Source organism: Paenibacillus sp. UMB4589-SE434, from assembly GCF_030226685.1.
Classification (GTDB): domain Bacteria; phylum Bacillota; class Bacilli; order Paenibacillales; family Paenibacillaceae; genus Paenibacillus_B.
Map to the genome: position 1 here is coordinate 1,879,415 of NZ_JASOYK010000001.1, position 25,364 is coordinate 1,904,778.

Below are 25,364 nucleotides of genomic sequence, written 5' to 3' on the forward strand. Positions count from 1 at the left end.
GACAAGACGTCTTTACATTTGCATGCGCATGACTTCTTGATAAGCTTCGACTACTTTATTTCGTACTTGTGTCGTCAACTGTAAGCTTAGAAGCGCGCGTTCTGAGGCGATCATGAGCTGGTCTACGTTAACTTCACCGATCATAAATTGTTTGTTCATACTTTGGACTTGATGCTCTTGTGCATCAACTTGCTGAAGTGAATCCGCTAGAAATTCCCCAAATGACTTGGTCATTTCCGCTGGTGTTGCTGGAGCTGATGATGAGATGTTACTAACTGTGGCTTGCACTTGAGATGGTTGCATCGGCAACATCATCGTGTTCGTGATCATCCTGTACCCTCATTTCGCATTAGTTCAAGTTCAATGCCCGTTATGCCCTTCCAATTTCCAATGCCTTTGTAATCATGGACTTTGAAGCATTTAACGCTGTGACATTGGCTTCATAAGATCGAGTAGCTGATATCATATCAACCATTTCTCTAGCCATATCTACATTCGGCATGGATACATAACCGTTCGCATCCGCATCCGGATGGGTTGGTTGATACACAAGCTTAAAAGGCGAAGCATCATCTTGAATTCGACTCACTCTTACGCCACTTGTTGATTTTGTTCCTTGCATTGCGGAATCCAATGTTTGTTGAAAGGATGGCTGCGTTTGCGACATCACAACTACTTTTCGACGATAAGGTACGACTTGCCCGTTAACTACCTGAGCACGAGTTGTCTCTCCATTCGCAATATTCGAAGAGATCACATCCATCCGTAACCGTTGTGCCGTTAATCCTGAAGAACTGATCTGAAAGCTGTTACTAATGTTCATTCCTCAACTTACCTCCTGACATCCATACCGGTACGCATCATGTTAATGTGATGATTGACTTGCTGTACGTATGTAAAATAACGTAATTGGTTCTCCGCCTGCAGCGCCATCTCCCGGTCCATATCAACGTTATTTGCATTGTTACCCATAACAGTTGATTCGTCTTGGACGGTTTTGAACTCTGGCACACCTTGTGACGGTCCAATATAAAAATGCTTTTCATTTGTCCGTCGGCCAGTTAACGATCCTCCATTCATTTGATCGCGAAGGATCGATTCGAACTGAACATCAGATCGCTTGTAATATGGTGTATCTACATTGGCGATATTGTTGGCAGTTGCGTTCTGCCTTGCGGCAGCTGCCTGAATGGCACCTTCAAGTTGTCTAAATTGTAAGCCATTCAATAAATCCACATGGTCTCCCCCGCTTTCTCCACAAATGAATCTTTATTTCATGATTCAACGTTAAACTGCTTTTTCCTGCTTTTAATCGACAAAATTCGATTAAAAATTACAAATTACCACTGACAGGCGTGAGCATTCGTAAATCCCTTGCCATAACTTGCATAAAAAACGACTCGACATCTCAAAATTAAACATTTTGTCTGAAATTGCGCACTTTTATCATCTTAAACTTTACAAGAGAAAACAATATGAAAAAAGCCCTATCTTTCGATTGAAAGACAGGGCAAATAGTGGAAAACAATTTAATTAACATATATATACTGCGTGCAAAACAAGTATTATATATGACTATATGTTCATGTTTTTATAAAATATACTGGCTAAGATCACGGTTTTGTGAAATATCGACTAACTTTTCACGGACATACTCTGGCGTGATGACAAACTGCCCCAAATTTAGTTCAGGCGCTTCAAAGGAGAGGTCCTCGAGCAGCTTTTCCATAATGGTGTGTAAGCGTCTAGCCCCTATATTTTCCATATTTTGATTTACACTTTGGGCTATACGGGCAATCTCTTCAATTGCATCATATGAAAACTCCAACTCCAGGTGTTCCGTTTTTAGCAGTTCCACGTACTGTTTAGTTAATGCGTTCTCAGGCTCCGTAAGAATCGATACGAAATCCTCCATGGACAAACTTGTTAATTCGACCCGAATCGGGAAACGCCCCTGGAGCTCAGGGATCAAATCCGACGGCTTCGCAATATGGAATGCACCTGCTGCCATAAACAAGATGTAGTCGGTCTTTACTGCACCATACTTCGTCATGATCGTAGAGCCCTCTACGATGGGCAGGATATCGCGCTGCACACCTTCACGGGATACATCTGGTCCTGACCCACGTGTGGCCGAAGCAATCTTATCGATCTCATCGATGAAAATAATACCCGACTGTTCCGCACGATGAATAGATTCCTGTATTACATCATCCATATCAATTAACTTGCCTGCTTCTTCTTGTGTAAGCACTTTACGCGCTTCCTTAATGGACAGTTTACGCTTCTTCGTCCGCTTTGGCATAAGGCTTCCGAGCATTTCCTGCATATTCATCCCCATCTGCTCATTGCCCTGTCCCGCAAACATGTCAAACATATTTGGAGCCGCTTCTTCCACATCAATCTCGACAATATCCTGCTCCAAGTTACCAGACAGCAAATCAAATTTCACTTTGCGCCGCTTCTCTTGTAAGCCTGCGTCTGGTTCCGGCTCAGATTTTGTCGCCTGTTGATTGTTATTTTGTCCAAATAGCATCTCAAACGGATTACGCTGATTTTTTTGATTATCTGAAGATGGCACCAATAGCTCAACAAGTCGATCATTAGCCATTTCTTCAGCTTTATCCTTTACTTTCTCCGTCCGTTCCAGCTTCACCATACGAATAGAAGTTTCGATAAGGTCGCGAACCATAGATTCCACATCACGGCCTACATATCCTACTTCTGTAAACTTCGTCGCTTCCACCTTGACAAATGGAGCCTTGACCAGCTTCGCTAATCGTCGGGCAATCTCTGTCTTACCCACACCAGTTGGCCCAATCATCAAAATATTTTTAGGTACGATTTCATCTCGAATCGACTCATCCAATAAACTGCGGCGGTATCTGTTGCGTAGTGCAATCGCAACGGATCGCTTCGCTTTTTTCTGACCTACGATGTATTTATCTAATTCAGCAACGATTTGTCGCGGCGTCCATGCTTGCTCGCTCATTGTAATCCCTCCACTCTTTATGTTGCGTTTACAATTCTTCTACAACGATATTGTCATTCGTATATACACAAATCTCACTTGCGATACGAAGTGATGCTTCTACCATTTCCTTTGCGGTCATGTCAGCCGCGTGTCGCTTCAATGCACGAGCTGCCGATAAGGCAAAAGAACCACCTGAGCCAATCGCTAAGACGTGGTCATCTGGTTCAATAATTTCACCATTACCCGATATAAGCAGCATGTGCTGGGCATCCATCACAATCATTAATGCTTCAAGCTTGCGCAGCACTCGATCTTGACGCCAATCTTTAGCCAATTCCACTGCAGCACGCTGCAAATTACCATGATGCTCCTCGAGCTTGCCTTCAAATTTCTCAAACAACGTTATTGCATCCGCTACAGATCCAGCAAAGCCAGCCAAAACTTGACCGCGGTACAACCGTCTAACTTTGCGGGCATGCTGCTTCATTACCATATTTTGCCCAAAAGTAACCTGCCCATCTCCGGCAATTGCGCCGTGGCCATTATGTCTGACCGCACAGATCGTTGTTGCATGAAATTGCATTTCCATCTGTATCCACACCCTTCTTTCAAAATGGAAAAGAAACAGCTAGTATTCTGGCTGCTTCTTTATACGTGCTTTACTGTTGTTTCGTTCCAAGCTGTTCTTTAAAGCTGCGCAGCACATCCAATGCACGTTGTGCCAACGCATCATTCTTATCCTTCTTGTTGCGGATACGGGTCTCAAGCGCAGGAAACAGCCCAAAATTAGCATTCATTGGTTGGAAATGCTTAGCGTCTGCTGTAGTAATATAATGCGCCATACTACCAAGTGCCGTCTCATGCGGGAACGTAATACACTGTTCTTCAGCAGCGCAGCGTCCTGCGTTAATTCCCGCGATTAATCCTGAAGCTGCCGACTCTACATACCCTTCTACACCTGTCATTTGACCAGCAAAAAACAAGTTTGGACGCTCTTTAAACTGATAGGTCGGTTCAAGCAGTCTTGGCGAATTAATAAATGTATTACGATGCATAACACCGTAACGTACAAATTCCGCCCGCTCCAATCCTGGAATCATCTGGAATACACGTTTTTGTTCGCCCCATTTTAAATGTGTCTGGAAACCAACAATGTTATATAAAGTACCCGCTGCATTATCCTGGCGCAGCTGAATTACCGCAAATGGCGTCTTGCCTGTACGCGGATCAGGAAGCCCTACTGGCTTCATTGGTCCAAATAATGCAGTCTGCCTACCTCGTTTCATCATGACTTCAATTGGCATGCAACCTTCAAAATATATCTCTTTTTCGAACTCTTTCAGCTCGGCCGTCTCTGCTGTAGTTAACGCCTCATAGAAGGCATTAAATTCTTCTTCCGTCATCGGGCAGTTTAAATAAGCTGCTTCGCCCTTGTCATACCGGGAAGCCAGATATACTTTCTCCATGTCGATAGAGTCTTTATCAACAATCGGCGCAGCTGCATCATAGAAGTAGAAATACTCTTCCCCCATTAATTGTTTGATCTGCCCAGACAACGAAGGAGATGTCAGCGGACCTGTCGCAATGACAGTTAGGCCATCAACAGGGATCGACTCCATTTCCTCATGACGAACTTCCACTAACGGGTGGTTTTTCAGCTGCTGAGTTACTTCTTCCGAGAATCCTTCACGGTCCACCGCAAGCGCACCGCCTGCGGGAACAGCATGTTTGTCCGCAGCGTACATAATTAACGAATTCATCATTCGCATCTCTTCTTTAAGCACTCCAACTGCGTTTGTGAGACCATTCGCCCGTAAACTGTTACTACAGACCAACTCAGCAAATTGGTCCGTGTGGTGGGCAGGTGTCTTGACTACAGGCCGCATCTCATATAAGGTCACGGGTACTCCTTGCTGTGCAATCTGCCAAGCAGCCTCACTTCCTGCTAGCCCCGCTCCAATCACAGTCACTTTTGACTTGCTCATCTATATGCTCCCCCTCATTGCTGCTTAAGCGAAATGGCCGCAGAACGCTCCAGCGGCCATCCCTCTAAATTCTATTCATCGTCATCTGATTCTTGTACTTGCTCTGTATGCTCACACTGTGTACACTGCAGCTTCGTGCCTTGTTTGGATCGCTTCTCAATCATTAAGCTGCTGCATGATGGACAAGGCTTCGTAGATGGTTTATCCCACATCACATAATCACAAGTGGGGTACTGGTCGCATCCATAGAAGATACGTCCTTTCTTGCTTCTTCTTTCAACTAGCTTGCCGTCCTTGCACTTAGGGCAACCTACCCCTGTATCCTTGATGATAGGTCTAGTGTTACGACAGTCTGGGAAGCCCGAACATGCAAGAAACTTACCAAAGCGCCCCATTTTATATACAAAATGCCGTCCGCATTTCTCGCAAATCTCATCGGAAACTTCATCCTCGATTTCTATTTCCTTCATTTCTTCTTCTGCCACTTCTAATCGTTTTTCAAAAGACTCATAGAAATTGGCAAGGACTTTATCCCAATCCTGTTGACCTTCCTCAACGTGATCAAGATCTTCTTCCATGTGTGCAGTAAATTCCGCATCCAGTATTTCTGGGAAAAACTGCTCCATCTGCTGTATTACAAGCTCCCCAAGCTCTGTCGGCATGAATTTCTTCTCTTCAATAGCTACGTAGCCGCGCTTCTGGATCGTCTCTAACGTTGGCGCATAAGTACTTGGCCGTCCTATTCCCAACTCTTCCAGCGTCTTCACCAAACGAGCTTCTGTATATCGCGGAGGCGGCTGTGTAAAATGCTGCTTTGGCTCTAGTGCCTGCTTCTTTAGCTTATCTCCTACAGACAACGGCGGCAGCAGCTTATCTGTCTCTACTGTACCGTCATCGTTACCTTCCACGTATACCTTCATGAAACCAGGGAATCGCACTTTGGAACCGTTAGCACGGAAGCCAGCATCTCCTGACGTGATTTCAATCGTCATCGTATCCATGATGGCAGATGTCATCTGACTTGCGACGAATCGCTCCCACACAAGCTTGTAGAGACGGAATTGATCCCGACTCAAAAATGGCTTCATCGACTCTGGATCACGCAGCACAGAAGTCGGACGTATCGCTTCATGCGCATCTTGTGCATTCGCAGATTTCTTCACGTATTGTCTCGGCGTTTCTGGCCAATAGTCCGGTCCGTACTTGTCGACAATGTATCCATTGGCTTCTTCCTGTGCTGTAGGGGAAACACGTGTCGAATCCGTACGCATGTATGTAATCAGACCGACCGTTCCTTCTTTGCCTAAATCCACACCTTCATACAACTGCTGTGCGACGGACATCGTCTTGGATGCACGGAAATTCAGCTTACGGGCTGCTTCCTGCTGCATTGAGCTCGTTGTAAATGGCGGAGATGGATTCCGCAAACGTTCTTTCTCTTTCACCTCTGCAACGGAAAAATCGCCGTCTTGGATCGCTTGCAGCACTAGCTGTACATCTTGCTCCGATCCAAGTTCCCGCTTTGCACCATTCAAGCTGTGAAACTTAGCTTCAACGACTGCTTTTCCCGTCTCTAGCATTGCGGTAATCGTCCAATATTCTTCAGGTATAAAGGCATCAATCTCATTCTCACGATCAATGATTAGCTTAACGGACACCGATTGAACACGACCTGCCGATAAGCCCTTCTTAACCTTTTTCCACAAAAGCGGGCTAATCTTATAACCGACCAAACGGTCAAGGATACGTCTCGCTTGCTGGGCATGAACGAGGTCCATATTAATTTGACGCGGTGTTTTAAACGCATCCTTCACCGCTTGCTTCGTTATTTCATTAAACACAACTCGACATGCTTGAGTCTCATCTATATCAAGCACATGCGCCAAGTGCCATGCAATAGCTTCACCTTCGCGATCCGGGTCAGCCGCGAGATATATTTTTTTCACTTTTTTACTTGCATCTTTAAGCTCTTTAAGTACGGATCCCTTGCCGCGAATCGTAATATACTTGGGATTAAAATTATTCTCTACCTCTACCCCGATCTGACTCTTGGGCAAGTCACGTACATGGCCCATAGATGCTTTAACAATATATTTGCTGCCTAGATACTTGCCAATGGTCTTGGCTTTCGCAGGCGATTCTACAATTACTAGTGAATCCGCCATAGGCGCACCCTCCTCTCCAACAACCTTTCACGTCCATATCGAACCATATACAGCGCCTGGGCGCTCATGAATTCGCTTTTTCAACTGTAAGGATAACAAAATGTGATGCAGTTCTGCAAATGACAGTTCACTATCACGCAGCAATTCGTCCATTGTAGATGGTTTATCTTCAATTCTGTCCAGTATTGCCTGTTCTGACGCAGTCAATGCCGCTTCATTGAAACAATTCATGACCGTTCCATTATTGTCTGTCTCGGGGAGTGTTGTCAACCGACACCGAAGATCAGCTATAATATCGTTTGCCGAATCAATCGCTTTAGCACTTGAATCTTTCAATAATTGCAAGGTTCCTGCAGACTTTGGTGACGTTATTGGTCCTGGAATTACGTATACTTCACGTGATGATTCCATTGCCGAATAGGCAGTTATTAAGGCGCCGCTCCTTTGCGCAGCTTCAACAACAATTGTCCCCAGTGTCAGACCTGCAATAATACGATTACGTCTAGGAAAAAGGCCTGGGTGAGGTGCTGTTCCCATCGGATATTCGGAAATAACTATACCCGATAATGATATACGTCTCGCCAGATCCGAATGTTCGGGAGGATAGGTAACCTCGCAGGGAGTTCCCAAGACTGCAATCGTCTCACCTTTTGTGAGAGCGCCTTCATGACTCGCAGCGTCGATCCCTCTTGCCAAACCGCTAACTACAATTAACTTGCGCTCTGTCAGCTCCACCGCTAGCTTATGGGCTACTTTCTTGCCATATACAGTCGGCTGTCGAGTACCCACCATGGCAATTGAAGGTCTGCTTAAAAGTGACATATCTCCGCGGCCAAACAATACCCACGGAGGTTCATGTATATGCTTGAGCAGTTCGGGATATGGCTCATCTATAAGCGTAATCCATTGCGTCCCTGATTTATACGTCAATTCTAATTGTCTATCTAGACTATCCACAGTAAACCCGGCGGACAATCGCTGCGCTACTGCTGGCTTTACACCCAGCTCGTGCCAATCCTTTTCATTACGGTCGAGCCATGCCTCCAAGCCATTCAGACCAACTGTATGAGAGCATAACTGAATCGTATGCCAACCCACACCCGAAATACAATGTAACCCAAATAACAGCTGCTGCTTAGACCATATTCCCATCGTTCTAACCCTCCACTCTTATAATGAAGGAAAGCGTTAGACCACTTTCCTTATTGTGCTTGAGTCCGTTAAATATTGCAAGTATGAATGCGCTGTGTTCACAGATGTTCTTATGTTCCTACAGGCTGATAATAAAAAAACAACCTCCCAACGCAATGGCGTCGGAAGGTTGCTTACCTTCATCTTATTAAGCGTGTTGATGCGTAATGCACTTGTCAAGCAATCCTTGTTCTTCCAGTACTTTAACAAGCGTAGATCCCATCTCAGAAGGTGTAGGCGCTACTTGAACACCACATGCTTCAAGCACGGCGATCTTTTCTGCCGCTGTACCCTTACCACCAGAAATAATTGCACCAGCATGACCCATGCGCTTACCTGGAGGTGCTGTTGCGCCACCGATAAAGCCCACAACAGGTTTCTTCATGTTGGCTTTAATCCATTCTGCAGCTTCTTCCTCTGCTGTTCCACCAATCTCTCCGATCATAATGACAGCATAAGTGTTAGGATCTTCATTAAAACGGCTTAATACATCAATAAATTCAAATCCTTTAACGGGATCTCCACCAATACCTACAGCAGTCGACTGGCCAATTCCTCGAGTCGTTAATTGATGAACAGCCTCGTAAGTCAATGTTCCACTACGTGACACAACACCTACATGACCAGGCGTGTGGATATATCCAGGCATAATTCCGATTTTGCACTCTCCAGGCGTGATGACGCCAGGACAGTTTGGTCCAATCAGCACGGTACGTTTGCCTTCCATAAAGCGTGACACTTTGACCATATCTAGAACCGGAATACCTTCTGTAATGCAGATGACGATATCCAAGTCTGCGTCAACCGCTTCCATGATGGCGTCTGCAGCAAAAGCTGGAGCAACGTAGATTACACTAGCTGTAGCGCCAGTCGCTTGCTTAGCTTCAACAACTGTATTATAAATCGGCAGTTGAACAAGTGTTCCGTTATCCAGCGTGATGTCTGCAGTAAGGCCGCCTTTACCAGGGGTTACGCCACCTACCATCTGTGTCCCATACTCCAAGGCACCCTTTGCATGGAACAAAGCAGTCTTGCCCGTAATGCCTTGTGTAATTACTTTTGTATCTTTATTGATTAAGATGCTCATCGACAATCCATCCTTTCGTCTGCAGATTATTAAACCAGTGCGACAATCTTTTGTGCGCCGTCAGCCATGGAATCCGCAGATACGATGTTCAAGCCGGATTCTTCCAAAATACGTTTGCCAAGTTCTACATTGGTACCTTCCAAGCGTACAACAAGCGGGCGATCCAGACCAATCTGCTTAGCAGCTTCGACCACACCATTCGCAATTACGTCACACTGCATAATACCGCCAAAAATATTGACGAAGATACCTTTTACATTCTTGTCAGACAAAATAATCTTAAACGCTTCCGTAACTTTCTCGGTCGTCGCACCGCCCCCTACATCAAGGAAGTTAGCAGGCTCGCCGCCATAATATTTGATAATGTCCATTGTAGCCATGGCCAGACCCGCACCGTTCACCATACATCCGATGTTGCCATCCAGGGCAATATAGCTAAGGTCATATTTGGATGCTTCGATTTCTTTCTCATCTTCTTCATCCAGATCACGCAGTTCCAAGATATCTTTGTGGCGGAACAACGCATTTGAGTCAAAATTCAACTTCGCATCGAGTGCCATAACTTGTCCATCGCCTGTCACTACAAGCGGATTAATTTCTGCAATTGAACAGTCTTTATCTACGAAAGCTTGATATAAAGACAGCATAAACTGCGCTGCTTTATTCACCAGCTCAGCTGGGATATTAATAGCGTACGCCAAACGACGCGCTTGGAATGTTTGCAGACCAATCGCAGGATCTACGATTTCTTTAATGATCTTCTCTGGAGAATGTGCAGCCACTTCTTCGATCTCCATACCGCCTTCTTCAGATGCCATCATAACGACACGGCCAGTTGCGCGGTCAACAACTATACCTACGTAGTACTCTTTCTTAATGTCGCAGCCTTGCTCGATGAGCAGACGTTTCACTTCTTTTCCTTCTGGGCCCGTCTGATGCGTTACAAGCACCTTGCCGATCAGTTCCTGTGCATATTCGCGCACTTCATCCAAGCTCTTCGCAATCTTGACGCCACCTGCTTTACCGCGTCCACCTGCGTGAATTTGAGCCTTTACGACAACTACCGGTGTACCCAATTCCTGAGCTGCTGCTACTGCTTCATCTGCTGTGAAAGCAACCTTGCCATTTGGTACGGCAACGCCGTATTGTTTCAATACTTGCTTGCCTTGATATTCATGGATATTCATTGTAATCCCCCTATCCGATCGTTTGCCTGTAAAAGTAAATACTGACGCGAGCTGGGTAAATGTCGATGCTGTGCTTGGCTATAATCTTATTAAAAAACCCACCACAGTGCATAATGCATCTCCCACCGCTCTGACAAGAACGCGAAAAAAAGTAAACGCTTCCGTCTGCTTCGACACGGTCGGCATCGACGGTAATATAAACCAATCCGAACACATTGTATCATGATTCAATTGCCGTGACTGCCCCTAAATTGTCAAGAATGTACATTTATTTGATATCGATTCAATCGCATTTTGATATAGATGGTAAATTGTTAACTGGTTATACAGTCTCTATTAAATAATCTCGTATTGACCACTGCATGAAAACGCTCATATAATGAATTTAAAGATAAGCGTAAAGGTAGAGGAAGCACCTTTCTTTGCGCATTTCGCAGTATGGCAGACATACCCGAAATGTGAAGGGAGAGGTGTTTTTATGTATGGAAAAGTATGCAGCGCATCCGTCTACGGCGTGGACGGCAAGCTGATTGAGATTGAAATAGATATTGCACACGGACTGCCCCAAGTCAACGTCGTTGGTCTTCCAGACGCAGCGGTGCGGGAATCTATTGATCGTGTCCGAAGTGCGATTCGAAACTGTGGATGGCGATTCCCGCTAGAGCGGATAACGATTAATTTAGCTCCGGCTGACTTGCGCAAAGAAGGTACAACATTTGACTTGGCGGTTGCAATCGCACTGTTATTTACGAGCGAACAGATGAATGAAGCACCATTTGAGTCGATGTTAATCATTGGTGAGCTTGCACTTGATGGCACAACACGTGTCATCCCAGGGGTGCTTTCTTTGGTTGACGAAGCAAAGCGCCACGGCATAACCAGTGTACTACTGCCCGAGGGGAATGCAGCAGAAGCCGCACTAGTTGAAGGTATTCACGTATACGGTCTTCGCAGCTTATCCCAGCTTCGTGAATGTACTTCAACAGCAGGCATTATTCAGCTCGCTCCGCTGCAATGGCTGGATGATAAAGATGATTCCTCTTATAACAAGATGCGCCCTCTTTACGACGATGATATAGAAGACTATGCAGACGTACGAGGACAAGCAACTGCTAAACGAGCCTTAACCATCACTGCGGCAGGAATGCATAACGTTCTGCTCAGCGGTCCCCCAGGTACAGGAAAAACAATGCTGATCCGTCGGCTGCCCTCAATTCTCCCTGCCTTGACGGACACGGAAGCACTTGAAGTATCGAAGTTATACAGCGTGTCTGGCAAGTGGGATCGAACTTCAAATGGACTGATCCGCAGCAGGCCATTTCGTGCGCCCCACCATTCCATTTCAGCAGCTGGATTAATCGGCGGAGGCTCCATTCCGAAGCCAGGAGAAGTCAGTCTTGCACATCGCGGCGTGCTCTTTCTTGACGAGCTTCCTGAATTTCCTAGACAAGCACTGGAAGTTCTACGCCAACCGCTGGAAGATAGGCACGTCACTATCAGCCGGGCTCGCGCCGTCTTTCGTTTTCCAGCCCATGTGATGCTTGCGAGCTCGATGAATTCATGTCCCTGCGGAATGGCCGGATCAACCTACAGCACCTGCACGTGTTCTCCTGCTCGTCTGAGCCGATACCGTTCTAGACTTTCTGGTCCATTGCTTGATCGAATTGACATTCAGCTCGAGGTGCCACGCGCACCACTTGCCGAGTGGACGGGAACCGTCATCTCCTCTGCTGACATGAAGCTAAAAGTGATCACAGCTCAGGAAAGGCAGGCATCGCGGTACAAGCAGCTCCCATTGCAGTTTAATAGCGAGCTACGTGGAAGCCTGCTGCAACGATTTTGCCCTCTCTCCTCTTCTGCTGCCCAGATGCTGCGGGATGTATATGAGCAATTAGGCCTAAGCATAAGGGCCCATGATCGTATCTTAAAAGTTGCACGCACGATCGCAGACGTTGATGATTGTGAACAAATAGACGTAGCTCATATCGCAGAGGCCGTCCTTTATCGTAATATGGACAAATTAAAATAAGTCGCTAGAGCATTATTAAACACTTCATGTTACTGCTATAAGCATATGTTTACAGATTTATTACAACAAGCCTTCGACGTTGCAAACATTGTCATTCATACAGCTGGCTGAGATGAGGCAGATGGGGCATCTACATTCATGCTTTTACGGATTACAGTTATAATGTTATTTGAGGCAAGTATTGTTGAAGGAGCACCAGCAGGTGATAATGCTATTGCTGCATTATTTTGATGTGAAAATATTAAAATTTGCTAGGTTATCACAAGAAGAAAGTACAGGTTTCTATTTAACTTACTTTGATCATATCATATAATTTCTTCGAAATATCGAGTGTGGATTCAAGCTCTTTTACCGTTGCAAGGATGAAGTTTTTATTTTGCATTGTCACATCATAGCTTGGTTTATCTATTATAACTTGAATGCAATAGTTTCCTTTTATATCTATTCCTTCAGACCTGCCCATCTGCATCAAGTGTTCACCGATCCGTGGAATTACTTGATCTGAATTAATGTCTAAAATATGCATGTCTGTATACCAGATGCCCGAGAACCTGTTCCAAGCATACTCAAAAGAATTGTTATCACGAAACATGGGGCCAAAAAAATCAGTTCGTTCTAGCACATGTTTGTTATCCCAACGAACAAAATCTCTGTTTGTTTCATCCACAGATTGAGGAACAAAATCATCCACAAGGCCGTTCCATTTCATAGTAAATAATGAAGGGAAGTTATTATGTAATAACTCCCTTTTTTCGTTATCCTTTTGATTCAGAAACACCATGAAATTAAAAATAATTGAAGCGTTGTTAGACAAACAGAGACCCATTCTAACCCTCTCCTTATATCAGTTAGATCCGGTAAATTATCGGAACCATTGACGGTTTTATGGGATTATATACTGGCTTCACAGTTAGGAACAAGCCAAAAAGTCATCGCTCCTGTGTCAACTGCTACTTTGGTCAAATACGCTCTATAAGTATCATAATTGAGTCAGCCCAAATAAATTACCCGAAAGGGGCCTCAAAACTACAACTACTCAGACGCTCACTACATTTTTTTAAATCAGTAATGAAAACGATGAGTAGTGTTGTTTACTTATTAATATAGTGCATCGGGATTATAAAAGACTACAAATTAGGTGTGCCCCTAATACAAAGCTATTTAGTGTAATTATAGTGAGTAATCGTTAGAGGTACATCTATTAGGAGAGTTAACAATTTGCTGCAGACACCGCACGACTGCTCTGGACATAAAAGTGAAATCGAAGTCCACTGGAGAATGTGTGGTAATAGATAAGAATTGTATTCCTGTGAAGCCTATTTCAATTTAGAGAGGGTTTGCGGATTGACCTGCAAAATTATTTCTGTTTCAATTGGTAAAACATAGACAAAGTCTTTGTACGTTGGGAATCATTCAGATCAGATTACAGATTTATCAAATGCTCACAAACTTAATCCATTTCCTTACTGTGCATCCCCCGTTCAGAAAGCAGACTCGATGTGCTCCAACACCGGTTCCTGCCCAAACTCATAATACGTGATCACAACCGCGTCACAGCGCATCTTGTTACCTTCCAGCCGATTGCAAGCTGCGTATACTTCAGCAATCGACCGGACCTTCAACTGCTTTCGTACATCAAGTGCCTCTCTTGCCGTGCCAAAAGACGCGGCAGCCATGCTGCGGCTACGCACCTCAATAAATACAATACAATCCCCATCTCTAGCAATGAGATCTATTTCGCCTGATCGACAGCGCCAGTTACGCGCTTCAATCATCCATCCCAATGATTCAATGTACGTAGCTGCAAGCTGCTCTGCTCTAGCTCCGCGTGCTCTGCGGTCATCTTTATTACGCGCAGCTCTTGCTTTACTATTGCCATTGTCGGCAGAGGAAGAATCACGTTTCATGATTCATCCTCCCTTTTGCAGCGCGTTGATCAGAACGGTATATAAACGTGAGCACCTCTGCTACAAGTTGATACAACTCTGCAGGAATTTGTTGATCAATGTCCAACTTCGACAGCACCTCTACAAGAGAAGCATCCTCTTGAATGGGTACTCCGCTTTCCTTAGCTTTGGACAATATTTGCTCAGCGATAAGGCCTTGCCCTTTTGCGACGACGACTGGAGCCTCGCTTTGTCCTGGCTGATAAGTCAGGGCGACTGCCTTTGCTCGTTTATTGGCCGGCTGTTTGGCCGTGTTGTGCTTCTTATTAACAGACTCCGAGCTCATATACGAAGATCCACTCCTTTATAATTCTTAGGAGCGTAATCTTCAAATGTTCGCTCTGGCGTCTGCAGCTCAGACTCACGATCAGGAAGCGGCAAAGTTCTAAACGCTGATAACTGATAGCCAATCTTAGATATGGCCGCATCGATTTCAGGTCGTAACGGCTGCAGCATTTCCTGTACTTGTTCATCGTTATGATGAACATTAAGGGCAACTAACTTATCAACTACATTAACGTCTACCAATGTACGCCCCATTGATTTGAGATTCAAATCAAACCAAAGACGGCAGTTCGAAGCGTCAAGCTCCCCTTTTCCGCCTTGACGAGATTGGATATGAACTGCAGCAGTCTGCGTCCCATCTGGCGTAACAAGCGGGACAAACAGCGTAACATGCGAAAACGGCAGGGAGCGATCACTTGTAAGCAGCAGCTGCTGCCCTGTAATGTGCTGCACGATCTGCTGGGCTGCCTCCCTCATGTGAGGCGGCAGTCCTTCGCTCTGTAGGAGCTGAAGCAGTGTGCTCTTCAGCGACTCGGATGCAGCAGCCGCCGTGCCTGCTGCATGTTGTTGCGGCATAGCAGCGGGCAATGCCGCATCTATGCCCGTACGCGTCAGTGCCGCCTGTGTGGCACGCGACGCGTCCTGCGCTGCGTCCGGCATCGCGGACGCCAGGACCGCTTGTGCATTCGGCGCTGAAGTTTGCGCCGAGGCCGGAGCTTGCGCCGAGGCCGGAGCTTGCGCAGATGCATTTGACGATGCAGAAAGAGAGAGTTGCGGCAGTATGGCCCGCTGCACTTCACGCTCATGTGACACCCCTAACAACGACAACATGCGGCCTATTACATTGCCTGCCCCTTCAGGTGCAGCATGTCCAGCTCCAGCCACTTGATTCGTGCCAGCTTGTTGTCCTGTTATTGCTCCCGTTGTTGACGAAACAACACTGCCTGATTGTGCAGATGCTGGTGTAGACACACCGTTGTTCGATTGTGCTGCTGTTGAATGAATACCTGCTGATCCTTGAGGCTGACCTGATCCTATGCCGTTAGCGGATGTCCCCACAGTAGAGGCTCCTGCAGCGTTACCAGACGTAGCGCCAATATTCGCAGCACTCCCTACTGTTCCCTGGGTGTTTCCAACTCCCGTAGCCGTGCCATTAATCCCTGAGCCCGTCCCGCTCCCAGCAGTTGTTCCCGTAGAGCCAGTTTGTGACGCTTGAGCCGAAGTACCCGCTTGGCTCGCCCCCGTACTATTGCCTGTATTCCCCCCTCCACTTCCCTGTTGGAGTGCGCCTTCGGCTGATGCACGAAGCATTGACACAGGTGTACCTGACTGACTGCCCGAATGAGGATACTGCCCCTCTGCTTGTGGCATCGCAGCTACTAAAGCCCGCATAAGCGCTTGCGCTTCCTTGAGCGGCGCAGCCCAAGCAGCTTGTCCTGCACCGATGGGCGCTGGCATATCACCCGCACGCGAAAAGGCTGCAAGCAGATCATGCAATGGCTTGCCAAACATCGCCTGCTGCAAGCCGCGCAAACTATCTGCAGTCAGCGGAAGCTGACGTTTCATCGCAACTGCTGCAGCCTGCATCCATTGTTCTGTTGAAACTCCTGACGGCTTCATCACCATCGCTTGCGCCAACTTATCTACAAGTTCCTTTGTAAGTGGCATACCACTCTTCTGCAACTCGCTCAGCAGTTGTCTTGCCCATGGCTCATTTGGCAGTCCAGACTGCTTCAAAGCCTCAGCAATGGATGGCAATGGCTTGGAGTTAGGCCCTTCAGACGGCTTAAGAATAACCATGCCATCCTCTTGCTGACCCTGAACTTGCAGCCATGTCGCCTGTCCGGGCTGCATAGGTGTATCTAATACAGCACGCACAGATACACCATTGATCTGCACAACTGCCTCACGGCCATTTTCAGACGTACTCATGATAACGCCTCTGACCTGTTGGCCTGTTTTTAATTCTAACGCGCGTGTCTCTCCGGGCTTTGCATCCCCCATCATACCGCGCACCATATTTGTTATATTCAATGCGATCCCCCGCCTATTACAACTTCCTTTGATATACTTTTTATCGGCAATTTATCCAATATATTTAATCGACATTTTAATAACAGCTATCGCAAAAAGAGTAAAACAGTTCTCCGCGTGTTTACTTTACCTCTTCAAATCTGAAATCTGAAGAAGGACAACATGGCTGTAAAACCACTAGCTATACTAAAATAGGTTACATGATATGAATTTTTCATCAACTCAAACAACCACACGTTAACATAGGGTATATTCCATGATAAATACGGTAAAATTACAATAAACAAACATGGAAGACTGACACCTAGCAGCAACATTTTCTGAATGGGTTTTCTTCTTCTTAATCCTCCTATTAAAGCCAAGTACGCACCTGACCAAAATGCAACCAGCACTTTTGCAATAACATTATAGGTATTCACGTATTCCTTACTAGACCACATGCTTCCATAGTCCAACACCTTATTATTTAGCCATACTAACGCAATTGCGCCAATCAGCCATATCAGCTTAGACATCATTTTTGGCATAAAGTTCTCCCCCTCAAGCGACATCCGAACTTATTTGATATATTCAATCTTTGATTTTAACATATCACATTTACCTACCACTTGCGGCAGTTAAATTCATTTTCATATCTAACAAACCGCATGCACCATTTTCTGGTCTTCCAGACGTTTTGATCATGGCATCATAACAAAAACGCCGCAAAATTAGCGGCGTCATGACTTCAATTCAACTGATTCTATCCCTGCACAGGAACACTCTTCTCCTGAAGCCTCAGACGATCTTTCTGCTTGCTCTTATTTTTAAAATAATGAATGATTTGGGCAATCGCTCCATCTCCTGTCACATTTGCTGCAGTTCCAAAGCTATCCTGCGCCACGTACAACGCAATCGCTAAACTGATCATCGCAGCATCAAATCCTAACATGGACTGGAACAATCCAAGCGCAGCAATCATGGTAACACCTAGCATCAGGATAAATGGAAACATCTGCTCCAGCGTTAGCATATGTCCGTTCAACATCAGAATAGCCGCTGCCACAGATGTGATCGTAATCGTAGAGCCCGTGATATGAATCGTAGCACACAGGGGTACAACGAAGTCGGCTACTTCCTCGTCAGTCCCAAGCTTCTTAGTCTGCTGTAGTGTAACAGGAATAGTGACAGCAGAGGACTGTGTACCAAGTGCAGTTAAGTATGCAGGCAGCATTGTCCGCAGCATCTTAAATGGATTACGCTTATTTAAAGCTCCTGCTATCGAGTATTGCAGCAGCAAGCTGATGATATGCAAACATAAGATTACAGCAAACACTTTAATAAACACCTGCAGTATCGTTGCAACAGTTCCTGCCTGTGTCATATTCATAAAGATTCCAGCAATATGAAACGGAAGCAATGGAACAATCATAGTTGATATCACTTTGCTTATAATACCTTTTAGCTCAACGGAGGCGCTCATTAGCGTTTTTGCCTGCACAACCGTTATCCCGATCCCTAACATAAACGCCAAGATAAGGGCAGTCATTATATCAAACAGCGGTGGCATCTCTAGTAAAAAGTAACCTTTCAAAAGCTTTTCCGCTGGATTACCCGAATTGACAAGTGAAGCTCCTGACAACAACGAATCAAACGTCAGCTCTGCTGTACCGTAAGCCAACATGCCTGCCCCAATCGTCGAGGCATATACGATAATAGCAGTTAGTCCAACCATTCTGCCAGCACCCCGCCCAAGTTCGCCAATACCAGGCACAATAAACCCAACGATAATTAGCGGAATGCAGAAGCTCAAAAAACTTTCAAAAATCCCATTAAATGTAGCAAATATTCGAATGAACCAATCCGGAGCAATCATCCCAAGACCGATTCCTAATAGGATCGCAATTATGATACGGCTTAACAGGCCCACTTTTTTCATTGATGTTCCCCTCTCTAGCTGTCTTGCGGACAAACCTTGCATTTTGTCCTCTTTGAATGGACATTTGTACACTTCAAAAGCACGAATATCATAACATATCATTTCGCTTGGATATACCGGCAATATTATGCAGCTCAGTCTATCGAAAAAAGACACTCCCTTGGGAATGTCTTCATCAGGCATACTTTTAATTTCACTAGAATAAGGTCAGCTGTTCATCCCATATTTTTGTTAAAAAGGATTTACGATGCATAGGAGTTGGTCCCAGCTCCAATAGCTTCTCACGGTGGAGTTTCGTGCCATATCCTTTATGTACACCAATCCCATATGCGGGGTATAGTTGATCCCACTCACCTGCGCACAAACGATCTCGTGTTACCTTGGCAACAATAGATGCTGCAGCTATTGACTGACTGGTTGCATCCCCTTTAATGATGGATTCCTGAGGTAAATTACATTCTATCCGTTCCGCATCTATTAATAAAACATCAGGACGTATCTGCAGTTGAGTAACTGCCTCTTTCATCGCTAAACGTGTAGCTTGCTTAATATTAACTTCGTCAATCTTCGCTGCATCCATTCTTGCTACAGCCCAAGCCGCAGCTTGTCCAATAATCTGATCATATAAAAACTCTCTCTTCTTCTCTGTTAACTTCTTAGAGTCATTAATCCCCTCAATTATAACTCCCTTAGGTAAAATCACAGCGGCGGCTATTACGTCTCCGAACAGACAGCCGCGTCCTACTTCATCGATTCCCGCTATCCATTCATACCCCTGATCCCAATATCGTTTCTCCCATAATAGCAGATCCACATCTGCACTCTCTTGTTTTACACGTGCCATTCCGATCCCCCTCTCCGGTTCATCCGTATATTGTATATCCAGATGCCTAGTAACGGCAATACAACTAGAAACATTTACATCTATTATCTTATTTTTATTCGTTTAATAGAGCTACTTTATCCAATCAAGAGAGCAACGCTTAAAAGCCGTCAGCACCCCTAGGTGCTGACGGCTTACTTATTATAACTATTGCATGTCTCGTATTCTAAGAACGCTTGCGCGCCTCAGGTACTTCGAACGTTAGCCTTCCCATCTTACCTGCACGCAGCTCACGTAAAATGATCCCTGATGCCTTCTCCAAATCAACACGTCCGCCGCTAACAAGACAGCCGCGCTTTCGTCCGATCTGCTCCATCACGGCAACAATCTCATTCGGGTCATCGTTCTCAATATTAGGCAGCGACTCTAATTCGAATCGTTCCTGCAATCGCTCGCTGTAATGGGTGGATAAATATTTTATTGCATAGAAAGCTACATCTTCAACATTTAATATTTGATCCTTTATTGCACCAGTCGCAGCTAGACGGTAACCAACCATCTGATCCTCGAACTTGGGCCATAAAATACCTGGTGTATCGAGCAATTCCATCTCATTGCCAACCCGAATCCATTGCTGCCCTTTCGTGACGCCGGGGCGATCGCCTGTAGCTGCTACTTGGCGACCCGCAAGTTTATTGATCAAGGTTGACTTGCCAACATTCGGGATTCCTACGATTAAAGCCCTTACAGGACGTGGTCTCATCCCTTTTGCCGCTTGACGAGCAAATTTCTCTTCCAGCAGCTTGCGAGCCTCTACCTGGATGCTCTGTATATTCGTTCCGGATGAAGCATCAACCGTAATTGCTGTATGGCCTTCTTTACGAAATACGTCTATCCATCTAGCTGTCACGTCAGGATCAGCCAGATCTGACTTGTTAAGCAATATGAGCCTTGGCTTATCACCGAGTATCTCATGAATCATCGGGTTGCGGCTAGACAACGGCAATCGAGCATCCAGCAGCTCTATTGTCACATCGATCAGCTTAAGCTTCTCTTGTATTTGTCTCCGCGCCCTTGTCATATGTCCTGGGAACCATTGAATCGACATCGCTATCCACCCCCTATCTGTTCTCTTGATGTTTATGTGTTAGTGATGTTTGATCATTTGAATATCCTTCAAAGGCCAGAAGATGACATCCGCTCTACCTATAATATCCTTTAATGGTATAAAACCAAGCACTCGGCTATCCGTACTGTTATTACGATGGTCCCCCATCACAAAAATGTACCCCTCTGGTACTTTGTTGTCTTTTAGCATCTCATTCGGGAAATCCTTGTTGTTATAAAGCCCGCCGTCCTGGTGCGCTTTATCCAATGCTTCTTGTATGTAAGGCTCCTCTACTTTTTTGCCGTTTATGAACAAATCGTCACCTTTGTACTCAATTGTATCACCAGCTACGCCGATTACACGCTTAATGAGATCACGTCCCTCTGCCGGTACCTCAAATACAACTACTTCTCCCGGCTTCGGATCTCGGAAATCATACAGCACTTTGTTAACGATAAGCCGCTCTCCCGTCCAAAAATTAGGTTCCATCGATGGACCATCCACTATAAACGGGGCGAATAATAACCATCTGACTACAACAACCAGCACTACAGCTACTGCAATCGCTTTAATCCATTCAACAAGTTCATTTTTTTTACGCGCTTGTACACTGGATTGATCCACTGTATTCGTTTCGTTTAATTGCTTTTCTTGCTCCACAAGCTTGCCCCGCTTTCTTCTTAGGATGCGTATAGATTGTCTATATCATGCTATAAGCGTAAACCATTTCGCAATAGATAGCAAAAGGGGCTTGCGCTATGTGCAAGCCCCCGGTTGTTCCAATTAACGAATTTCTTTAATTCTCGCTGCTTTACCGCGAAGATTACGAAGATAATAAAGCTTCGCACGACGCACTTTACCACGGCGAGCCACTTCGATTTTATCGATTTTTGGCGAGTGAATTGGGAATGTACGCTCAACACCTACACCGTAGGAAATTTTGCGAACAGTGAATGTTTCACTGATTCCACCACCACGACGCTTAATTACAACACCTTCGAACAGCTGAACGCGCTCACGAGTTCCCTCGATAACTTTAACAAATACTTTCAAAGTATCACCAGGGCGGAAGCTTGGTACATCTTTACGAAGTTGTTCTTGTGTAATTGCTTGTACGATATTCATCTATGACTCCCTCCTTCCACACAGACGTTCTTACACCTCAGAGCAGCATCAATGGCTTACTCGTCACAGTATGTAGAGGACCGCCGTATTCAACACAACAGATGTATTGTAGCATATCCTGCAGCGGAATACAACAAATATGTAGAGAGGCACACTTCAAGCTCATTTATCAGTACATTACGATTGTCCTATGACGTAGCAGCAACCAATAAACACACCAACTAACAAAGCCCCTACCCATAAGTATTCCTTTTCAGATTGTGTTTCTTCTTGCATCTCTCGGGCTCCTCCACTATAAGAAAATAGTCTTTTGTACCTATTTTAGTGAAGGAGACTGAACAATTCATGAAAAGCAATAACGAACTTTGCCAACACAACCATCATATGGAGTTCTGTTTCTAAATGAAGCATTGGATTCCAACTTGTTAAGACATATCAATGATATTTTGTTGTTAAGTATTTATCCAACTGTCATCTAAGAGATAATACCTACACAGTCATATCATAAACGTTCAAACTATTGTTACATTAGCTCTTCAGGCTCAGGTTGGTTGTTGCCATTTGAACCGTTGCCATTCGGCTTTTGCTCTGGTACTGATGGTTGATCAGCCGAATCATAGCCGTTCACTTCAAATGTAATGATTTTATCGTAGAACACATAATCTTTACGATTTTTGAATGGACCTTTATTATTGTTGTGCTTATCAATTGCAAACATAACAGATCCTTTTCCAGCTGCCCTGCCTTCGTACCAAGTAATAAAAGCATTTACTTCTTTCATCGACAAATCAAATTCTTTTTCAATGCCGTTGTTCAGAATGAGGCGCAGCAATGCACGATTACCGGATTGGCCATCATCTGTTATCGGTGGAATAACAACGTCTCCACCTTTTGGCGTAGCAGATGCTTCGTTGGAATTTCCACTTTCACTAATCGCATCTACTGCAGATACTACATAGTAGTAAGTCGTACCATTTGTGACTGTATTGTCTGTGTAGCTGTAAGTACTGCCTGTTACGGTAGCAACCGTCACATACGGGCCACCTGCTTTTGTACTGCGTTTTACATTATATCCTGTTCCATTGTTGACCTTACTCCAGTTCAAAACAACTGATTTATCTCCAGCTGTAGCAGTCAGGTTTAGCGGCGCTGGCACAGGTTGATGTTCATTTTTACCGAACACGTTCCATTCACTCGCCCAATTCTCACCTTTTAGCACAACAGTCCATACGTTTCCGATAGGTGATGGAAGTAGCTGAACACCTTCTTTTACCGCAGTAGTTTGTTCATACACCAATTCATTTTTATTATTATAAAGTTCCAATTTAAATGAAGCACGTGATCCAACAATAAAAGATGAAATTTCTTTTCCAGAATCAAATGTATACCATACTACCGCTGTTCTGCTACTTATTGATAAAGAAGTATCTGTATCATTATCTGTTAACTCTCGCACTTTTGTAGGTGTAGTTGGATACAAAAATTTGTCACCTGCATCTAACGTAAGGCCATCAAGTAAGCCGCCAGTGTAATTGGTAGCTTGTGGTTTGATAATTCTTTCAGGTGAGTATGCGCTCGCCCCCGCTTCATTTACTGATGCTACTACATAATAATAAGTCGTTCCATTCGTGACAGCTTTATCGGTGTATGAAGTACCCGTTATGCTTGCTGCGAGTGAAGAATAGGGCCCTCCCTTTGAAGTAGAACGTTTAATATTGTATGATTTAGCACCTGTATCGACCCACTCTAGCTTGACAACCTTATCTCCACCATAGATCCAATTAATTTTTGTTTGCGCTGGTGCCATAGATGGTGTTCCAAAAACGTTCCATTCATGAATATATGATGAATATTGTGAAGCAGGCTTAAAAACAATCGTTTTCACTTTATTAAGAGTTTTTGGCAAAGTCTGAATTCCATCTGTTAATAATGGCTTATATGCTAACATCGACTCGTTTTTTTCATCATAAAATTCCATAATAGTATCACCATTCGTTTTAGCAACCACAGAGGTTATTTCCACAGGATCGACAAAGGTATGCCATGCAAATTTATTGCCCTCAATCGCAACTCTACTGTTTGGATTGTTATCAGTCATTTCTTTAACTGATTCCAAGACACTACCCACTTTTGCTCCTAGGTTAATTTTAATACCATCCAGGTAACCTCCAGTGTATTGTGTTGCTTCTGGTTTTATTCCCTTCTCTGGTGAATTCGCACTTTCTCCCGCTTCATTCGCTGCTGAAACAACATAATAATAAGTTGTCCCATTATCTACAGTCTTGTCTGTATATGTAGTAGTAGTAACATTAGATGCTATGATTGTGTAAGGCCCACCTGACGATGTAGCTCGTTTGACATTGTATGACTTTGCACCTGTGGACTTCCAGTCAAGATTCACCACTTTATCACCTGCCTGAATCCAGGTGATTGTTGTCGCAGACGGTGGAGTTGAAGGAGTTTCAAATACGTTCCACTCATGCACATATGCAGAGGTAGTTGGTTTTAAAACTATGATTGATACGGTGATTGCCTTAGGTAATGTTTGTACCCCATCAATAGGCAACGGATTTACTTCAACTAGATTATTTTTATCATCGTAAAATTGAATTTTCGTTTCACCATTAGTTTTTAGAACGAACGAATTGATCACCTTCGGAGTAGCAAATTTATACCATGCTAATTTATTTGTATCTACAATAGCTCTGTTTGCTGGATTATCATCAGTCATCTCGGAAACTGTAGTACCTTCGTCTACCGCCGAGCCAACATATATAGGCACCCTATCCAACAAACCATTCGTATATTGACTTGTTGCAGCAAATACAGGACTAACCGTTAACAATAATACTACTGAAAACAATAAAACAAATGATAATTTAAGCCTCTTCATCCCAAACTCCCCCAATAATTTTATATATGCTGTAACTCTGTCTATCCACGTCTTAATTTTTAAAAAATATACATTTTTAAAATTATTTAGTTTTTAAACAATTTAATGGATATGACATGAGCAATAAATAAATTATCATATGATCATTTTATTGTCTAAACATTTAATTGCATTAAAGGAAAATATAAGCCTCATGAAAAAATAAAAAAGCCCCCGTTGCATAAAGTGGTGTGGCACGGTTGAGCATAACCAATTTATTAACAGGGGCCTTGCATCTCTATAAACGCTGCTCTTTCAGTTGTATAGTCTCTTTTACATCAAACATTTGAACACCAGAAACAGCATCTATAACTTTAACAATACGATTGATTAAAGGAGCTATAAATAGCTATTCATACAATGCATCTCTTAGCTTACTGGACATTTTATTTTTTTGTTGAGCTGCGATTTGTTTACGTAAGCTTTCATTTTGTTTTTCTAGCATTCGCAGGTTATCAATCATTTCTTTCATTACGATTCTAACTTCATCATCCGATTGATCTAAGTCGTTCAAGATTGTTTCTGCTCTTAATGTTAGTATGTTTACATCCAAATGGTTCATATCTCGCTCCTAT

23 protein-coding genes are annotated in these 25,364 nt (G+C 44.3%); 1 reads left to right on the forward strand and 22 read right to left on the reverse strand.

Features of this window, described 5'->3' with window-relative positions:
- Positions 1-12: 12 nt before the first annotated feature.
- The 10 genes from fliE to sucC all read right to left on the reverse strand — a co-directional run bounded on the left by fliE (position 13) and on the right by sucC (position 10,589).
- Positions 13-330, reverse strand: coding sequence for a flagellar hook-basal body complex protein FliE (gene fliE / locus QP775_RS07725; protein ID WP_239328272.1), 318 nt, complete (start codon positions 328-330; stop codon positions 13-15).
- 40 nt (positions 331-370) lie between these two features.
- Positions 371-823, reverse strand: a complete 453-nt coding sequence (gene flgC, locus QP775_RS07730) for a flagellar basal body rod protein FlgC (RefSeq protein ID WP_239328273.1) — start codon at positions 821-823, stop codon at positions 371-373.
- Between the two features lie 8 nt (positions 824-831).
- Positions 832-1,236 carry a flagellar basal body rod protein FlgB gene (gene flgB, locus QP775_RS07735; RefSeq protein ID WP_239328274.1) on the reverse strand — a complete coding sequence of 135 codons (405 nt, stop codon included), beginning with the start codon at positions 1,234-1,236 and terminating at the stop codon, positions 832-834.
- Between the two features lie 355 nt (positions 1,237-1,591).
- Positions 1,592-2,992, reverse strand: coding sequence for an ATP-dependent protease ATPase subunit HslU (hslU, locus tag QP775_RS07740; RefSeq protein ID WP_285104951.1), 1,401 nt, complete (start codon positions 2,990-2,992; stop codon positions 1,592-1,594).
- 28 nt (positions 2,993-3,020) lie between these two features.
- Positions 3,021-3,563 (reverse strand): ATP-dependent protease subunit HslV, encoded by a 543-nt coding sequence (gene hslV, locus QP775_RS07745; RefSeq protein ID WP_239328276.1) that lies wholly within the window; start codon positions 3,561-3,563, stop codon positions 3,021-3,023.
- A 70-nt stretch (positions 3,564-3,633) separates the two neighbouring features.
- Positions 3,634-4,959 carry an FADH(2)-oxidizing methylenetetrahydrofolate--tRNA-(uracil(54)-C(5))-methyltransferase TrmFO gene (gene trmFO, locus QP775_RS07750; protein ID WP_285104953.1) on the reverse strand — a complete coding sequence of 442 codons (1,326 nt, stop codon included), beginning with the start codon at positions 4,957-4,959 and terminating at the stop codon, positions 3,634-3,636.
- A gap of 71 nt (positions 4,960-5,030) precedes the next feature.
- Entirely contained in the window at positions 5,031-7,124 is a 2,094-nt protein-coding gene (gene topA, locus QP775_RS07755; protein ID WP_285104955.1) for a type I DNA topoisomerase, read from the reverse strand.
- Positions 7,125-7,151: 27 nt separating this feature from the next.
- Complete coding sequence (dprA, locus tag QP775_RS07760) at positions 7,152-8,276, reverse strand: DNA-processing protein DprA (RefSeq protein WP_285104957.1); 1,125 nt, start codon at positions 8,274-8,276, stop codon at positions 7,152-7,154.
- A gap of 187 nt (positions 8,277-8,463) precedes the next feature.
- Positions 8,464-9,402: a succinate--CoA ligase subunit alpha gene (gene sucD / locus QP775_RS07765; RefSeq protein WP_239328280.1), complete on the reverse strand. Its 939-nt coding sequence runs from the start codon at positions 9,400-9,402 to the stop codon at positions 8,464-8,466.
- Positions 9,403-9,431: 29 nt separating this feature from the next.
- Positions 9,432-10,589 carry an ADP-forming succinate--CoA ligase subunit beta gene (gene sucC / locus QP775_RS07770; protein WP_239328281.1) on the reverse strand — a complete coding sequence of 386 codons (1,158 nt, stop codon included), beginning with the start codon at positions 10,587-10,589 and terminating at the stop codon, positions 9,432-9,434.
- A gap of 478 nt (positions 10,590-11,067) precedes the next feature.
- On the opposite strand from sucC, the gene QP775_RS07775 reads away from it, so the two are divergent.
- The gene (locus tag QP775_RS07775) at positions 11,068-12,618 is read left to right on the forward strand and encodes a YifB family Mg chelatase-like AAA ATPase (RefSeq protein WP_285104960.1); all 1,551 of its coding nucleotides are present in this window, start codon (positions 11,068-11,070) and stop codon (positions 12,616-12,618) included.
- Between the two features lie 286 nt (positions 12,619-12,904).
- Here QP775_RS07775 and QP775_RS07780 read toward each other — a convergent pair whose 3' ends face one another.
- The 12 genes from QP775_RS07780 to QP775_RS07835 all read right to left on the reverse strand — a co-directional run bounded on the left by QP775_RS07780 (position 12,905) and on the right by QP775_RS07835 (position 25,351).
- On the reverse strand, positions 12,905-13,444 hold the full coding sequence (locus QP775_RS07780) for a hypothetical protein (protein WP_285104962.1): 540 nt from the start codon (positions 13,442-13,444) through the stop codon (positions 12,905-12,907).
- A gap of 655 nt (positions 13,445-14,099) precedes the next feature.
- Positions 14,100-14,525, reverse strand: coding sequence for a YraN family protein (locus QP775_RS07785; RefSeq protein WP_285104964.1), 426 nt, complete (start codon positions 14,523-14,525; stop codon positions 14,100-14,102).
- Positions 14,515-14,850 carry an EscU/YscU/HrcU family type III secretion system export apparatus switch protein gene (locus QP775_RS07790; protein ID WP_239328286.1) on the reverse strand — a complete coding sequence of 112 codons (336 nt, stop codon included), beginning with the start codon at positions 14,848-14,850 and terminating at the stop codon, positions 14,515-14,517. The genes QP775_RS07785 and QP775_RS07790 overlap by 11 nt, the downstream gene beginning before the upstream one ends.
- Positions 14,847-16,883, reverse strand: a complete 2,037-nt coding sequence (locus QP775_RS07795) for a DNA ligase (RefSeq protein ID WP_285104966.1) — start codon at positions 16,881-16,883, stop codon at positions 14,847-14,849. Before QP775_RS07795 ends, QP775_RS07790 begins: the two co-directional genes overlap by 4 nt.
- 134 nt (positions 16,884-17,017) lie before the next feature.
- Entirely contained in the window at positions 17,018-17,410 is a 393-nt protein-coding gene (locus QP775_RS07800; protein ID WP_285104968.1) for a hypothetical protein, read from the reverse strand.
- A 215-nt stretch (positions 17,411-17,625) separates the two neighbouring features.
- Positions 17,626-18,801 carry a dicarboxylate/amino acid:cation symporter gene (locus tag QP775_RS07805; RefSeq protein ID WP_285104971.1) on the reverse strand — a complete coding sequence of 392 codons (1,176 nt, stop codon included), beginning with the start codon at positions 18,799-18,801 and terminating at the stop codon, positions 17,626-17,628.
- Positions 18,802-18,997: 196 nt separating this feature from the next.
- Positions 18,998-19,645, reverse strand: a complete 648-nt coding sequence (locus tag QP775_RS07810) for a ribonuclease HII (protein ID WP_285104973.1) — start codon at positions 19,643-19,645, stop codon at positions 18,998-19,000.
- A 205-nt stretch (positions 19,646-19,850) separates the two neighbouring features.
- A complete protein-coding gene (gene ylqF, locus QP775_RS07815) occupies positions 19,851-20,732 on the reverse strand; it encodes a ribosome biogenesis GTPase YlqF (RefSeq protein WP_239328290.1) in 882 nt (293 codons plus the stop codon).
- 39 nt (positions 20,733-20,771) lie between these two features.
- Positions 20,772-21,392 (reverse strand): signal peptidase I, encoded by a 621-nt coding sequence (gene lepB, locus QP775_RS07820; RefSeq protein WP_481857252.1) that lies wholly within the window; start codon positions 21,390-21,392, stop codon positions 20,772-20,774.
- Between the two features lie 123 nt (positions 21,393-21,515).
- A complete protein-coding gene (gene rplS, locus QP775_RS07825) occupies positions 21,516-21,857 on the reverse strand; it encodes a 50S ribosomal protein L19 (RefSeq protein WP_028545133.1) in 342 nt (113 codons plus the stop codon).
- Between the two features lie 523 nt (positions 21,858-22,380).
- A complete protein-coding gene (locus QP775_RS07830; RefSeq protein WP_285104977.1) occupies positions 22,381-24,750 on the reverse strand; it encodes a fibronectin type III domain-containing protein in 2,370 nt (789 codons plus the stop codon).
- Positions 24,751-25,138: 388 nt separating this feature from the next.
- A complete protein-coding gene (locus tag QP775_RS07835) occupies positions 25,139-25,351 on the reverse strand; it encodes a hypothetical protein (protein WP_285104979.1) in 213 nt (70 codons plus the stop codon).
- Positions 25,352-25,364 lie beyond the last annotated feature (13 nt).

Coding starts and splice junctions, on each gene's coding strand:
- fliE (WP_239328272.1), bottom strand. CDS start 330: ATGATCACGAACACGATGATGTTGCCGATGCAACCATCTCAAGTGCAA.
- flgC (WP_239328273.1), bottom strand. CDS start 823: ATGAACATTAGTAACAGCTTTCAGATCAGTTCTTCAGGATTAACGGCA.
- hslU (WP_285104951.1), bottom strand. CDS start 2,992: ATGAGCGAGCAAGCATGGACGCCGCGACAAATCGTTGCTGAATTAGAT.
- hslV (WP_239328276.1), bottom strand. CDS start 3,563: ATGGAAATGCAATTTCATGCAACAACGATCTGTGCGGTCAGACATAAT.
- trmFO (WP_285104953.1), bottom strand. CDS start 4,959: ATGAGCAAGTCAAAAGTGACTGTGATTGGAGCGGGGCTAGCAGGAAGT.
- topA (WP_285104955.1), bottom strand. CDS start 7,124: ATGGCGGATTCACTAGTAATTGTAGAATCGCCTGCGAAAGCCAAGACC.
- dprA (WP_285104957.1), bottom strand. CDS start 8,276: ATGGGAATATGGTCTAAGCAGCAGCTGTTATTTGGGTTACATTGTATT.
- sucD (WP_239328280.1), bottom strand. CDS start 9,402: ATGAGCATCTTAATCAATAAAGATACAAAAGTAATTACACAAGGCATT.
- sucC (WP_239328281.1), bottom strand. CDS start 10,589: ATGAATATCCATGAATATCAAGGCAAGCAAGTATTGAAACAATACGGC.
- QP775_RS07775 (WP_285104960.1), top strand. CDS start 11,068: ATGTATGGAAAAGTATGCAGCGCATCCGTCTACGGCGTGGACGGCAAG.
- QP775_RS07780 (WP_285104962.1), bottom strand. CDS start 13,444: ATGGGTCTCTGTTTGTCTAACAACGCTTCAATTATTTTTAATTTCATG.
- QP775_RS07785 (WP_285104964.1), bottom strand. CDS start 14,525: ATGAAACGTGATTCTTCCTCTGCCGACAATGGCAATAGTAAAGCAAGA.
- QP775_RS07790 (WP_239328286.1), bottom strand. CDS start 14,850: ATGAGCTCGGAGTCTGTTAATAAGAAGCACAACACGGCCAAACAGCCG.
- QP775_RS07800 (WP_285104968.1), bottom strand. CDS start 17,410: ATGCCAAAAATGATGTCTAAGCTGATATGGCTGATTGGCGCAATTGCG.
- QP775_RS07805 (WP_285104971.1), bottom strand. CDS start 18,801: ATGAAAAAAGTGGGCCTGTTAAGCCGTATCATAATTGCGATCCTATTA.
- QP775_RS07810 (WP_285104973.1), bottom strand. CDS start 19,645: ATGGCACGTGTAAAACAAGAGAGTGCAGATGTGGATCTGCTATTATGG.
- ylqF (WP_239328290.1), bottom strand. CDS start 20,732: ATGTCGATTCAATGGTTCCCAGGACATATGACAAGGGCGCGGAGACAA.
- rplS (WP_028545133.1), bottom strand. CDS start 21,857: ATGAATATCGTACAAGCAATTACACAAGAACAACTTCGTAAAGATGTA.
- QP775_RS07830 (WP_285104977.1), bottom strand. CDS start 24,750: ATGAAGAGGCTTAAATTATCATTTGTTTTATTGTTTTCAGTAGTATTA.
- QP775_RS07835 (WP_285104979.1), bottom strand. CDS start 25,351: ATGAACCATTTGGATGTAAACATACTAACATTAAGAGCAGAAACAATC.